Origin of the sequence: Piscibacillus sp. B03, from assembly GCF_052246295.1 — a bacterium.
In the GTDB taxonomy this organism is placed as follows: Bacteria; Bacillota; Bacilli; order Bacillales; family Alkalibacillaceae; genus Piscibacillus.
On record NZ_JBQQCO010000010.1, the window covers coordinates 1 to 14094 of the forward strand.

The following is a 14094-nucleotide window of genomic DNA, read 5'->3' on the forward strand; positions in this document are numbered from 1 at the left end:
AACAAGCTGCTGGGTTGGCAACTGAAGAAGAAGCCACCATTACGACCTAAAGGTCGATCATATAAATAATGCAGCTAACTTAATACAGATGGAACGTCGTCATTTACACAAACTTTTTGACACTCCCTTGAAATAGAACCAAAAAACTGTATGTGTACTAATAATTGATGTATAACAATAAAATGTGTACGTAAGTGAGTAATATCTTTTTTTATTCAAAAGTGAATGATTATTCATTTTTAAAGAAGGAATTTTGTAAAGTTATGTAGAAGTTTGTTAATGTGAGGAAAAGAACTTTAGAATGGAGGATTCATCATGAATGAAGTTAAGCCTTTTAACAAGGTTCTTGTAGCAAACAGAGGAGAAATTGCCATAAGGGTATTTCGTGCATGTACTGAATTAAACATCCGTACAGTGGCTATTTATTCCGAAGAGGATACAGGCTCTTACCATCGTTATAAAGCAGATGAAGCTTACTTGGTAGGGGTAGGTAAAAAGCCTATTGATGCATATCTAGATATAGAAGGTATAATCTCTATTGCAAAACGTGTAGGTGTTGATGCAATTCACCCTGGTTATGGGTTTTTATCAGAAAATGTACATTTCGCAAGAAGGTGTGAGGAAGAAGGAATTAAATTTATTGGCCCATCAAGCGGTTTGTTAGACACATTTGGAGATAAAGTAAAAGCTAGATATCAGGCTATAAAAGCTGAAATCCCAGTTATTCCTGGTACAGATGGCCCTGTTTCTTCTTTAGATGAGGTTCAGGATTTTGTTACTAAATATGGTTTTCCAATTATGATTAAAGCGGCATTGGGCGGCGGCGGACGTGGCATGAGAATTGTCCGTACTCAAGAAGCTTTGAAAGAAGCGTATGAACGTGCAAAATCAGAAGCAAAAGCAGCGTTTGGTAGCGATGAAGTATATGTAGAAAAATTAATTGAGAATCCAAAACATATTGAAGTTCAGATTTTAGGTGACGAGGATGGTAATATTGTTCATTTATATGAACGTGACTGTTCAGTACAAAGACGTCATCAGAAAGTAGTCGAAGTCGCTCCAAGTGTTTCATTAGATGATCAACAGCGTGAGGAAATCTGTGAAGCAGCCGTTAAGTTAATGAAAAGCGTTGATTATGTCAACGCAGGTACGGTTGAATTTCTAGTAACGGAAGATGATTTTTATTTCATTGAGGTAAATCCTCGTGTACAAGTTGAACATACCATTACTGAGATGATAACGGGTGTTGATATTGTACAGACTCAAATTCATATTGCAATGGGTGAGAATCTACATGATTCACCAATTGATATTCCAAAACAAGAGGAAATCTCAACTCACGGATTTGCAATTCAATCTCGTGTAACTACAGAAGATCCGCTTAACAATTTTATGCCTGATACAGGTAAAATTATGGCTTATCGTACTGGTGGTGGTTTTGGAGTCCGTTTAGATGCAGGAAACGGTTTCCAAGGTGCTGTTATTTCACCACATTATGACTCGTTATTGGTCAAAGTATCTACGTGGGCGCTTACTTTTGAACAAGCCGCAAAGAAGATGGTTCGTAACTTAAAAGAGTTTAGAATTCGTGGAATCAAAACGAATATTCCATTTTTAGAGAATGTTATTTTACATCAGAAGTTTATAAACGGTAGTTATGATACGACATTTATAGACCAATCGCCGGAATTATTTGTATTCCCAAAGAAAAAAGATCGAGGTACAAAATTATTAACTTATTTAGGGCATACGACAATTAATGGTCCTGCCAATCAAGGTCATACAAAGAAACCACTTTTCTCTAAGCCTAGAGTGCCAGATGTGGACTTGAATCAAGACTATCCTAGAGGTACAAAACAAATCTTAGATGAAGAAGGACCAGAAGCAGTGGCAGACTGGTTATTAAAACAAAAAGAGGTTCAATTAACGGATACAACATTCCGTGATGCTCACCAGTCATTATTAGCAACACGAGTCAGAACAAAGGATTTATTAGATATTGCAGAACCAACTGCAAAGCTACAGCCAAACCTATTCTCAGTTGAAATGTGGGGAGGAGCGACATTTGATGTTTCATATCGTTTCTTACGTGAAAACCCATGGGAGCGTTTAAGTAAATTAAGAGAGAAGATGCCAAATGTATTGTTCCAAATGCTTCTAAGAGCGAGTAATGCAGTTGGGTACAAAAACTACCCAGATAATGTAATCGAAAAGTTTGTTGAGCACAGTGCCCATATGGGTATTGATGTCTTTAGAATTTTTGATAGCTTAAACTGGTTAGAAGGAATGAAACCTGCTATTGAAGCAGTTAGAAAGCAAGGTAAAATTGCCGAAGCTACGATGTGTTATACGGGTGATATATTAGATCCTGAACGTCCTAAGTATGACTTAGACTATTACTTAAACTTGGCTAAGGAGTTAGAACAAGCAGGTGCACATATTCTCGGGATTAAGGATATGGCAGGGTTATTAAAACCAGAAGCGGCTTATCAATTAATTAAAGCACTAAAAGAAGAAATCTCAATACCTATTCATTTACACACACACGACACTAGTGGAAACGGTGTCATGATGTATTCTAAAGCAATTGAAGCAGGCATAGATGCAGTTGATGTGGCAGTAAGTACTATGGCTGGAAGCACGTCACAACCAAGTGCAAATAGCTTGTATTATGCATTAGAACATCATGAACGTCAACCAAAGCTTAATATTAATGCATATGATCAATTAGCAAGATATTGGGAAGATGTTCGTGAATATTATGCACCTTATGAAAATGGCTTAAAGGCTCCACACTCTGAAATTTATTTCCATGAGATGCCAGGAGGACAGTATAGTAACCTACAACAACAGGCAAGAGCAGTAGGTTTAGATGAGCGATGGGATGAAGTCAAAGCAATGTACCGTAAAGTTAATGATATGTTCGGTGATATCATTAAAGTAACACCATCGTCTAAGATTGTAGGAGATATGGCATTGTTCATGGTTCAAAATGAATTAACAGTTGATGATGTATATGAAAAAGGTGATTCATTAGATTTTCCTGATTCAGTCGTGGAGTTTTTCCAAGGGTATATTGGTCAGCCTTATAAAGGGTTCCCTAAAGAGTTACAACGAATTGTACTAAAAGGTCGAGAAGCAATTGAACGTCGACCTGGTGAACACCTGAAACCAGTTAATTTCGAAGCATTAAGGGAAAAACTATATGATCAATTAGAACGACAAGTAACAGATCTTGAGATTATATCTTCTGCTTTATATCCTAAGGTATTTGACGAGTATCAGAAGTTTGTAGAAACTTATGGAGATGTTTCGGTACTTGATACGCCATCATTCTTATATGGACTAAGGTTAGGCGAAGAAGTTGCTGTTGAAATTGAGCAAGGTAAAACATTGATAGTTAAGCTTGTCTCAATTGGTGAAGCACAAAAAGATGGAAACAGGGTGGTCTATTTTGAGTTAAATGGTCAACCTCGTGAAGTTGTTGTTCGAGATGAAAATGTAGAAAATGTCCTTGAACAGCGTGTGAAAGCAGATAAGAGTAATCCGAATCACATTGGAGCTTCTATGCCAGGAACTGTTATTAATGTGCTTGTAAAAGAAGGTGAGAAGGTTGGCAAGAATGATCATCTAATGATTACAGAATCAATGAAGATGGAAACAACAATTCAAGCACCATTTGAAGGTATTGTAAAGAAAGTACATGTTAAAGATGGCGAATCAATTGAAAGTGGAGACTTATTAATAGAAGTAGAATAAAACTAAAAAAAGATTAAGGGCTATTTTAATAGCACTTAATCTTTTTTAGCACTTCTATAACAAAGCAAAATAAAATAACTCAATAGAGCAAAGAATAAAGAAATAAATAGAGCGTGCATGAGAGCAATTGTTGTGTTTTTTAGTGTAATGATCACTAATGCACCTAAAACAACTTGTAAAATAATTAGAATCGTAGCAAGTAACCATCCATTTTTAATAAACGAATATTGCTTATAGTTTCTGAAAATATATATGAGAAGACCAACAACCCATAGAAATAATAGTCCTGCTAAAAATCTATGACCCATTTGAATCCATTGCTCAAGGCCCAAACTATTAAAATTAAATGGCTCTTGGTTATAGCAGAACGGCCAATCGATACAAGCTAAGCTAGATTCCTTATGTCTAACTAATGCTCCAGAGTATACAACAATTAATGTGTATACAAATATTCCGTATAACTGAATTCTTAATTTTTTAGGGATTGTAAACTGGTTTGTATGGAATTTCTCATCAAAGTTAAAAATAATTAAAGCTAACAAAAAGACTGTAGCAAATGAAACAAGAGAAATACCGAAATGTAATGCTTTAATGAGACTTGTCTGTTCGAATAATACAGCACCTGCACCTAATAGAGATTGTAGAATGAAGAATACAATAGTCATGACAACTAAAAATTTAGTTTCACGAACATGCTGGTAATGACGCCAAGCAATAAATGATAAAAGTCCAACGAAAATAATCGCAACGCCTGTAACAAGTCTGTGACTAAATTCTATTATAAGTTCTGGAGTTATATTTTTAGGAATCAGTTGCCCTTCGCATAAAGGCCAACTTCTGCCACAACCTAGCCCTGAACCAGTTTTAGTTACTAATGCTCCGCCAATTAGAACAAATAGCATTACAAATACTGATACTAGAGCAAGAGGTTTGTGCTTAATCCACTTGTTCATTTATGACACCTTCTTTCGTTGAAGAACACCTAGTACATATCGTAATATAATTTAGCGGTAGTTGGAAACTAATTTCTTTACAAAATTATAACACTTACAATTAACAAATACTTTTTGGAAGGGTTAGCACTTTAATTTTAAACAAACTGTGAAAAATTTAAATAAATTAGATTTAGGACTGACATTTCTCGATAAAATATGCTAATTTATTGTCTAGGCATTATTTTTTCACACATTTTTCACATCTAAAAAAGTTTTTATGTGGTTAAATAGAAGTAAAGAATATTACATGATACAATGATATTGGTTACATAAGGAACATCTGGTACTTCTTATGAAAACCAATTGCATTATCTTGAGGGGACGGCGAATGACTATGAGTGAACCTCGTTCAATTCAATCAACAATTTCTCAAATAGAAAGTCAAGATACAAGTATTAAAGCCTTGTGGACTGACTTTTTATCATTAATAAAAGTTGGGATTATTAATTCTAATCTAATCACTACGTTTACCGGATATTGGTTAGCGTTATACTTTACAAATTACTCATTCTCATGGGTAACTTTCTCATTATTAATGGCGGGAACCGCATTTGTCATAGCTGGTGGCTGTGTCATTAATAATTGGTTTGATCGAGATATTGATCACGTCATGTCTAGAACAAAAAATAGGCCAACTATTACAGGAACCATTCCATTAAATGTTGTGCTAAGTATGGGAGTTAGCTTCAGTTTAATAGGCTTTATTCTCTTGTATTTAACAACTCCTATGGCAGCATTATTTGGTTTCATAGGTTGGTTTGTCTATGTTGTTCTTTACACGATGTGGTCGAAAAGAAAGTATACAATTAACACAGTGGTAGGGAGCTTTTCAGGAGCAGCTCCACCATTAATTGGTTGGGCAGCAGTGGACTCCACATTACACCCTGTGGCTTTTGTATTATTCTTAGTGATGTTCATATGGCAAACACCACATTTTTTATCTTTAGCTATAAGAAAGAGAGAAGAATACAGTAAAGCTGGTATACCAATGTTGCCAGTTGTTTATGGTAATAATATTACTAAAAGACAAATTCTGATTTATACAATCTGTCTATTACCATTACCATTTTATTTCTTTTCTCTAGGATCAATCTTTTTAATATTTGCTACACTATTAAATTTAGGTTGGTTAGCAATTGCAGTATATGGATTTAGAATGAAAGATGATGACCGTTGGGCTAAGTGGATGTTTGTTTATTCCTTAAACTATTTAACATTTTTCTTTGTGGGGTTAGTAGTAGCAACCTTACCTATTTTCTAGTATGTAATTAAGAAAAATTTTCTTTTTCTTAATTCAAATTATATAATGTACTCAACAACTTAAGATTAATAAGAGAAAGAGAGGTATTGATGATGAAAGGGTGGATGAGTAAATTCAAGGCTATATTTGCTTTGATCGTGCTTGCACTTGTTTTATCAGGTTGTGGTGAACCATTTCTAAGTGCGCTTCAGCCAAAAGGTGAAGGTGCAGAAATGATTTACGACTTGATGATTCTAAGTATTGTCATCATGTTATTTGTATTTGTTGTAGTAATGGTGATTTATACGTTTGTTATTATTAAGTATCGTCAGAAAAAAGACGATCCTGATTTTATGCCTAAACAAACTGAAGGGAATCACGCACTAGAAACATTATGGACTGTTATCCCGATTATTTTACTTTTAATTTTAGCAGTTCCAACTGTGCAGTATACTTTTGCACTAGCTGATACTTCTCCAGAAGTTAATGAAGAAGGAGAAGAGCAAGATTCTATTTGGGTCAACGTTACGGGTGCTCAATATTGGTGGCACTTTGAATACGATGGCTTAGAAGTTTCAACAAGTCAGGAATTATATATTCCAACAGACAGAAGAGTATACCTATCAATGACTTCTCAAGACGTCATTCACTCATTCTGGGTACCGTCAATAGATGGTAAGATGGATGTTAACCCAACAGGTAACACGAATGAAATGACCCTTTTAGCAAAAGAAGAGGGCGTTTATTGGGGTAAATGTGCTGAGCTTTGTGGTCCTTCTCACTCCATTATGGACTTTAAAGTAGTTGCAGTAAGCCCTGGAGAATTCGAAGAGTGGGTACAAGATATGCAATCAGTAACAGGTGAAGAAACACCTGATTCAGCTACAGCTCAAGAAGGACAAGAGTTATTTGCTAATAACTGTATGTCATGTCACGCAGTTGGTTCAAGCCCTAACAAAATCGGTCCTAACCTTACAAACTTTGGTGACCGTACTAAGTTAGCAGGTGTTGTTGAATACAATAAAGAAAACTTGGTTGAGTGGATTCAAACAAAAGGTGAAGACATGAAGCCAGGTAACCACATGTTAGATGCTGGTTATGACTTAGAAGACGAAGAAGCAGAAAAAATTGCTGAATACTTAATGGGGTTAAGCCCAAGTGACATTACTTCTGAAAGTGCAGAAGACAGCGTGTATAAAGACTCTGACTTATCATCGTTATTCCCTGAAGAAGAAGCTGAAGGTGAAGGAGAGCAATCTCAAGACGGTGAAAGTGAAGAAGAGTCTGATGGGGAAGACTCTAGTGAAGACGGAGCAGATGAAGAAGATTCAGATGAAGAAAACAATGATGAATAGTGAATCAGATATCACTTTTTAGAGGGAGGTTAATAGCGTGAGCACAACAGCTAAGAAAGCTGGCTTCGGGGCTACATTATGGGATTACTTAACTACCGTTGACCATAAGAAGATTGCGATCTTATATTTAGTCGCTGGTATGTTCTTCTTTATTCTCGGTGGACTCGAAGCAATGATAATTCGTATACAGCTCATTGAGCCTAATAATGATTTCGTATCAGCTCAATTTTATAATGAAGTTTTAACAATGCACGGAACCACGATGATTTTCCTTGCAGCGATGCCATTAATCTTTGCATTAATGAACGCTGTAGTACCACTACAAATTGGTGCTCGTGACGTCGCGTTCCCATTTGTTAACTCTTTAGGTTTTTGGTTATTTTTCTTTGGTGGTGTCATGCTAAACGTATCATGGTTTGTTACGGGTGCACCTGATGTAGGTTGGACTGCGTACGCACCACTATCAATATTCTCTGAAGGGCATGGGGTCGACTTTTACGCCATAGGTCTTCAGATATCAGGTTTTGGTACACTAATGGGTGGTATTAACTTCATTGTTACAGTTGTTAATATGAGAGCGCCTGGTATGACATACATGAGAATGCCACTATTTACTTGGACGGCATTTATTGCTAGTGTACTTATCTTATTTGCGTTCCCAGCGTTAACGGTAGGTTTATTCCTATTAACGTTTGACCGATTATTTGGAGCAAACTTCTTTGACCCAGCAATGGGTGGTAACGTTATTATCTGGGAACACCTATTCTGGATCTTTGGACACCCAGAGGTTTATATTTTAATCCTGCCAGCATTTGGTGTGTTTAGTGAAGTTATATCAACATTCTCTAAGAAGCGTCTATTCGGGTATTCATCAATGGTATTCGCTACAGTATTAATCGCATTCTTAGGTTTCATGGTATGGGCTCACCACATGTTTACAGTTGGTTTAGGTCCGATTGCGAACTCAATTTTCGCAGTTGCAACTATGGCCATTGCCGTACCTACAGGGATTAAGATTTTTAACTGGCTATTTACATTGTGGGGCGGTAGCATTCGATTAACGTCTCCAATGGTATTTGCATTAGGTTTCATCCCAACATTCACAATTGGTGGTATGACAGGTGTAATGCTTGCATCTGCAGCTGCAGACTTCCAGTATCATGATTCTTATTTCGTAGTAGCACACTTCCACTATGTAATTGTTGGTGGTGTTGTATTAGGACTATTTGCCGGAATCATTTACTGGTGGCCGAAAATGTTTGGTACAATGCTAAATGAGAAGCTTAACCACTGGTTCTTCTGGTTATTCTTTATCGGTTTCCATTTAACGTTCTTTGTACAGCATTTCCTAGGATTAATGGGTATGCCTAGACGTTATTGGATCTTCTTAGAAGACCAAGGCTTAGATTTCTTTAACTTAATTAGTACAATTGGTGCCTTCTTTATGGCAGCAGGTACGATTTTATTCCTATACAACGTGGTTGTAACACAAGCTAAAGGTGTAAAAGTTTCAGGAGATCCTTGGGATGCTCGTACACTTGAGTGGGCTATTCCATCACCACCTCCTTTCTATAACTTTAAACAAGAACCTCTAGTTCGTGGTTTAGATCCATTATGGATTGAGAAAACTGAAGGTGACGGTAAAATTAAGCCTGCAGAACCTTTAGGTGACATACACATGCCGAATAATTCATTCGTTCCATTTATGATGTCACTTGGTTTATTCATAGCCGGTTTCGGTGTGATGTTCCAAGGTTCTTACTGGATTTTAGCTGTTATCGGTTTTGCCATTACAGCAGGTAGTATGCTTTACCGCTCTTTCAAAGATGATCTTGGATATCATGTTCACAAAGAGGATTTAGAAGATGAAAAGGGGGATGGTTCTAATGGCTGATGATATGCTAAAATCAACAAACTTGCCTCAAAACCCAGAAAGAGCCACCCTTGAAGGTCGAAATAAATTTATGGGTTTTTGGTTTTTCCTTGGAGGAGAAACTGTACTATTCGCAAGTTTATTCGGTACGTATCTTGCTTTAAAGAATTCGACGGTCGATGGACCAGCAGCAAATGAAATTTTTGGTCTAGAACTTGTGTTCCTCATGACCATTATCTTATTAACTAGTTCATTGACAAGTGTTTATGCAATGTACCATATGAAAAATAATGACCCTAAGAAAATGCAACTTTGGTTAGGTATTACTGTTGCTTTAGGTTTAGCATTCTTAGGATTGGAAATTTATGAGTTCTACCATTACGTTCATGGATATGATTTTGGATATACAACATCAGCGTTCTCCTCAGCCTTCTATACATTAGTTGGTTTCCACGGAGCACACGTTGCCTTTGGTTTAGGTTGGATCATCTCATTAATGGTTCGTAACGCTAAACGTGGAATTAACCTTTACAATGCACCGAAGTTTTATATTGCCAGCTTATATTGGCACTTCATTGACGTTGTATGGGTATTCATTTTCACAGTTGTATATCTAATGGGAAAGGTGGGCTAAATGATGGCAGGTAACACCAATTCCACAAATGAAAAACAAGAGTTTTATCGTAAAAAGCATAAAGAGGAAATGAAACATCATGTTCTAACATTTGCGATGATGATTGCATTCACATTAATTGCATTTGGCTTAGTAATCGCAGGAGTTAGTGCAATGTTCACTATTCCAATTATTCTTGTATTAGCTGCAGTGCAAGTATTATTCCAACTGTACTACTTCATGCACATGAACCAAGAAGGTCATGAGTTCCCTGCACTAATGATTTACTCTGGGATCTTTGCAGCTGTACTAACTGTATTAGCTTTAACTACTATTGTTTGGTGGGGCTAAGCTTAAGAATTAAAAGCAAGCACAACTTTGTGCTTGCTTTTTTTATGTTCATGAAGGACTTTTTACCTAATTTATTAAATTATAATTGTTCTAATCTTTGTATATTTATCATATATACTTGATTATTAGTAGAATTTTCAGTATATTAAGTTACACATAGTTTTGAAAATTAATACTTATTACATAATTTAGGGGGAGAACATATGGAAGATGTCGTACTAGAATTAAAAGATTTACATACACATTTCTTCACAGATAACGGTGAAGTCCCCGCTGTAGATGGTGTGAGTTTGAAATTACATAAAGGTGAAGTGGTTGGAATTGTAGGTGAGTCGGGGTCTGGTAAGAGTGTAACCTCTCTATCAGTTATGCAATTAATTCCAAAACCTCCTGGGAAAATAGTCAGTGGTGATATTTTATTTAAAGGTAAGGATTTAACAAATTATAGTGAAAAACAAATGAGAAAAATTCGTGGCAATGAGATTGCTATGATTTTTCAGGAGCCTATGACATCCTTAGACCCACTTTTTACTATTGGAAATCAGATAGTTGAAGGAATAAGGCTTCATGAAAAAATCAGTAAACAAGATGCTAAGAAACGGGCAGTAAACATGCTTGAGCTAGTAGGAATTCCTAGAGCTGGTGAAGTAGTTGATGAGTTTCCTCACCAACTTTCAGGTGGTATGAGACAGAGGGTAATGATTGCAATGGCTATGGCTCTTAACCCTGAAGTTTTAATCGCAGATGAGCCTACAACTGCACTAGATGTTACCATCCAAGCTCAAATTTTAGATTTAATGAGATTACTCAATAAAGAGAAAGAAACGTCAATTTTACTTATTACCCATGACTTAGGTGTTGTTTCTGAAATGTGTGATCGAGTCGTTGTGATGTACTCAGGTCAAGTTGTTGAAGAAGGAACAGTAAGAGAAATTATAAAGGATCCTCAGCATCCTTATACAAAAGGATTAATAAAATCATTGCCAAACCTACATAAGAAGGAACAAAAATTATATTCGATTCCAGGTACGGTAATGAAGCCAAAGAAAGATTTTGTAGGTTGTCGATTTGCTCCTAGGTGTGAATTTGCATTTGACCGTTGTTTTCAAGAAAGCCCTGAGTTATATTCCTTAGATAACTTTAGACATAGCAGGTGTTTCTTACATGATGAAGGGAAAGGGGTAGAAGAATTTGCAGACACCAATATTAGAAGTCAATAACTTAAAAAAATACTTTCCTGTTAAAGGTGGAGTGTTTGGCCGACAGGTTGGAGTTGTCAAAGCAGTTGATGACGTTTCATTTACCGTCAATCAAGGGGAGATTTTAGGTATTGTTGGCGAGTCAGGTTGTGGTAAATCAACAACTGGTAAAACTATATTAAGACTTATTGAGCCTACAGAAGGTGAAATTAAATTTGAAGATCAAAACATAGCTAAACTTAGTGGGGAACAGGTGCGAAGGTTGAGAAAGGATATGCAAATTATTTTCCAAGATCCTTATGCATCTTTAAATCCTAGACATACGATTGAAAAAATCATTAGTGAGCCATTACTTGTACATAGTGATTTGACAAGTAAAGAGAGGAAAGAACGAATCAAAGAGTTATTAGAAGTTGTTGGTTTAAGAGCTGAGCACGCTTCAAGGTACCCACACCAATTTAGTGGTGGACAACGTCAAAGAATTGGAATTGCTCGAGCGCTAGCTAATAATCCTAAATTAATAATTTGTGATGAACCAGTATCAGCTCTAGATGTATCAGTTCAATCACAAATCTTAAATCTTATGGAGAGTCTGAGAGATGAGTTTAACCTGACATATATTTTTATTGCCCACGATTTAAGTGTTGTGAAACATATTAGTGATCGTGTTGGCGTAATGTATTTAGGTGGAATGGTGGAATTAGCGAATAAAGATGAATTGTATGAGAATCCAATGCATCCATATACTCAAGCATTACTATCTGCTGTACCAGTTGCTGATCCTGATAATCGTCCGGATCGCGTTATATTAGAAGGGGATGTGCCAAGTCCTTCTGATCCACCATCTGGATGCCCATTTCATACTCGTTGTCCAATGGCAATGGATGTTTGTAAAGAAGTAAAACCTGAGTTTAGAGAAGCTAGGGATCAACATTTTGTTGCTTGTCACTTATACGACTAGTCACAAAATGTTATCTATATAATTAAAACATTAGGGGGTAAGGAAATGAAGAAATTCTCTTTTCTAATGACTTTGCTACTTGCACTTGTGTTAATGCTTGCTGCGTGTAGTGGAGACAGCTCTGAAGAACCTGAAGAAGATCCTGGTGAAGAAACTGAACAGGAGAACAATGAAGGTTCTGAGGAAGAAGATGAAGAAGCAAGTGAAGGTGAAGGGGAAGATCAAGTTCTTGTATTCGCCCGCGGAGGTGACTCTGAGAGTTTAGACTTCGCAAGTACAACAGACGGTGAATCTTCACGTGTAACAAAACAAATTTATGAAAGTTTATTAGACTTTGATAAAGAAAGTTTTGATATTGTTCCAGGTCTAGCTCATGATTGGGACGTAAACGATGAAGGTACAGAATACACTTTCTATTTAGAAGAAGGCGTTAAGTTCCATGATGGAACAGACTTTAACGCAGATGCTGTAAAGACAAACTTCGAGCGTTGGGCTGACCCTGAGCATGAGTTTGCTTTTGCTGATGCTGATTATGTATATGCAATGTATGGCATCATGTTCGGTGGTAAAAAAGGTGACGAAAGCCATGTAATTGAAGATATTGAAGTAGTGGATGACCATACAGTGACATTCCATTTAAAACGTCCATTAGGTTATTTCTTACAGAATATGGCGATGAGCTATTTTGCGATTACATCTCCAGCTGCATTAGAAGAGCATGGTGCTGAGATTAATGAAAACCCTGTAGGTACAGGTCCATTTAAATTTGTAAGTTGGGACCGTGATCAATCAATCGTATTAGAGAAGAACGAAGAATATTGGAAAGAAGGTTTACCTAAATTAGATCGTGTCATTTTTGAAGTAATTCCTGAGAACTCATCTCGTTTAATGGCTTTACGTTCAGGTGACATTGATATCATGGATGGTTTAAATCCTGATGATGCTGCTGGTGTAGAATCTGATCCGGAAATTGACCTTTACACTCGTGCAGCTAACAACTTTGGGTATTTAGGTATGAACGTGGAAAAAGCTCCACTTGATGACAAGTTAGTACGACAAGCTATTAACTATGCGGTTGACCGTGAGGCAATTGCAGAGGCGTTATATGCAGGGTATGCAACTCCTGGTGTGAACCCATTACCACCTGGATATTTAGGATACAATGATGAATTAGAAGGTTATGAGTATGACCCAGATAAAGCTATGGAATTATTAGAGGAAGCTGGTTATGGTGACGGTGTTGAAATTGAGTTATGGACAATGCCTGTTGCAAGACCATATATGCCAGACCCAGAAACTGTAGCTGATATAATCCGTAACAACCTTGAACAGGTGGGTATTACAGCAGAGATCGTAAGAGAAGAGTGGGCTCCGTATTTACAGAAGACAGCTGACGGTGAACAACAATTGTTCATGTTAGGTTGGTCTGGCACAAATGGTGACCCTGATTACTTCTTAGGTAGCTTGTTACATTCTGATGGTATTGGTGGTAGTAACTATACTCGCTTTAGTAATGAAGAGGTAGATGAACTAATTGATCAAGCGAAAGTTGAAACTGATCAAGATACTCGTGCTGAGTTATATAAAGAAGCACAAGCGATTATTCATGAAGAAGCGCCAATGGTTGTATTAGTACACTCTGAACCAGTATTAGCTGCTAGCAGCCGAGTTCAGAACTATGTACCGCATCCATCGACAAGCGAATCTCTAGCAGAAGTTGAATTAAGCGAATAATCATAATGAGAGGG

At 36.8% G+C, this 14094-nt stretch carries 10 protein-coding genes; 9 read left to right on the top strand and 1 reads right to left on the bottom strand.

Annotated elements, in window-relative coordinates:
- The first annotated feature begins 315 nt into the window (after positions 1 to 315).
- Positions 316 to 3759, top strand: coding sequence for a pyruvate carboxylase (pyc, locus tag ACTWQB_RS08235; protein WP_443138711.1), 3444 nt, complete (start codon positions 316 to 318; stop codon positions 3757 to 3759).
- A 35-nt stretch (positions 3760 to 3794) separates the two neighbouring features.
- Here pyc and ACTWQB_RS08240 read toward each other — a convergent pair whose 3' ends face one another.
- Complete coding sequence (locus ACTWQB_RS08240) at positions 3795 to 4712, bottom strand: COX15/CtaA family protein (protein WP_443138712.1); 918 nt, start codon at positions 4710 to 4712, stop codon at positions 3795 to 3797.
- Positions 4713 to 5088: 376 nt separating this feature from the next.
- Between ACTWQB_RS08240 and cyoE the strand changes: the two genes are divergently transcribed.
- The 8 genes from cyoE to ACTWQB_RS08280 all read left to right on the top strand — a co-directional run bounded on the left by cyoE (position 5089) and on the right by ACTWQB_RS08280 (position 14080).
- Entirely contained in the window at positions 5089 to 6015 is a 927-nt protein-coding gene (gene cyoE / locus ACTWQB_RS08245; protein WP_443138713.1) for a heme o synthase, read from the top strand.
- Positions 6016 to 6104: 89 nt separating this feature from the next.
- The gene (gene coxB / locus ACTWQB_RS08250) at positions 6105 to 7349 is read left to right on the top strand and encodes a cytochrome c oxidase subunit II (RefSeq protein ID WP_443138714.1); all 1245 of its coding nucleotides are present in this window, start codon (positions 6105 to 6107) and stop codon (positions 7347 to 7349) included.
- A 37-nt stretch (positions 7350 to 7386) separates the two neighbouring features.
- Positions 7387 to 9243 (top strand): cytochrome c oxidase subunit I, encoded by a 1857-nt coding sequence (ctaD, locus tag ACTWQB_RS08255; RefSeq protein WP_443138715.1) that lies wholly within the window; start codon positions 7387 to 7389, stop codon positions 9241 to 9243.
- Positions 9236 to 9856, top strand: a complete 621-nt coding sequence (locus ACTWQB_RS08260) for a cytochrome (ubi)quinol oxidase subunit III (protein WP_277674225.1) — start codon at positions 9236 to 9238, stop codon at positions 9854 to 9856. The genes ctaD and ACTWQB_RS08260 overlap by 8 nt, the downstream gene beginning before the upstream one ends.
- A gap of 3 nt (positions 9857 to 9859) precedes the next feature.
- Positions 9860 to 10186 (top strand): cytochrome c oxidase subunit IVB, encoded by a 327-nt coding sequence (ctaF, locus tag ACTWQB_RS08265; RefSeq protein WP_443138716.1) that lies wholly within the window; start codon positions 9860 to 9862, stop codon positions 10184 to 10186.
- A gap of 203 nt (positions 10187 to 10389) precedes the next feature.
- A complete protein-coding gene (locus ACTWQB_RS08270; protein WP_443138717.1) occupies positions 10390 to 11406 on the top strand; it encodes an ABC transporter ATP-binding protein in 1017 nt (338 codons plus the stop codon).
- Positions 11378 to 12346 carry an ABC transporter ATP-binding protein gene (locus ACTWQB_RS08275; protein ID WP_443138718.1) on the top strand — a complete coding sequence of 323 codons (969 nt, stop codon included), beginning with the start codon at positions 11378 to 11380 and terminating at the stop codon, positions 12344 to 12346. The genes ACTWQB_RS08270 and ACTWQB_RS08275 overlap by 29 nt, the downstream gene beginning before the upstream one ends.
- Positions 12347 to 12391: 45 nt before the next feature.
- Entirely contained in the window at positions 12392 to 14080 is a 1689-nt protein-coding gene (locus tag ACTWQB_RS08280) for an ABC transporter substrate-binding protein (RefSeq protein ID WP_443138719.1), read from the top strand.
- The last annotated feature ends 14 nt before the right edge of the window (positions 14081 to 14094 follow it).

Coding starts and splice junctions, on each gene's coding strand:
- pyc (WP_443138711.1), top strand. CDS start 316: ATGAATGAAGTTAAGCCTTTTAACAAGGTTCTTGTAGCAAACAGAGGA.
- ACTWQB_RS08270 (WP_443138717.1), top strand. CDS start 10,390: ATGGAAGATGTCGTACTAGAATTAAAAGATTTACATACACATTTCTTC.
- ctaF (WP_443138716.1), top strand. CDS start 9,860: ATGGCAGGTAACACCAATTCCACAAATGAAAAACAAGAGTTTTATCGT.
- ACTWQB_RS08240 (WP_443138712.1), bottom strand. CDS start 4,712: ATGAACAAGTGGATTAAGCACAAACCTCTTGCTCTAGTATCAGTATTT.
- cyoE (WP_443138713.1), top strand. CDS start 5,089: ATGAGTGAACCTCGTTCAATTCAATCAACAATTTCTCAAATAGAAAGT.
- ACTWQB_RS08280 (WP_443138719.1), top strand. CDS start 12,392: ATGAAGAAATTCTCTTTTCTAATGACTTTGCTACTTGCACTTGTGTTA.
- ACTWQB_RS08260 (WP_277674225.1), top strand. CDS start 9,236: ATGGCTGATGATATGCTAAAATCAACAAACTTGCCTCAAAACCCAGAA.
- coxB (WP_443138714.1), top strand. CDS start 6,105: ATGATGAAAGGGTGGATGAGTAAATTCAAGGCTATATTTGCTTTGATC.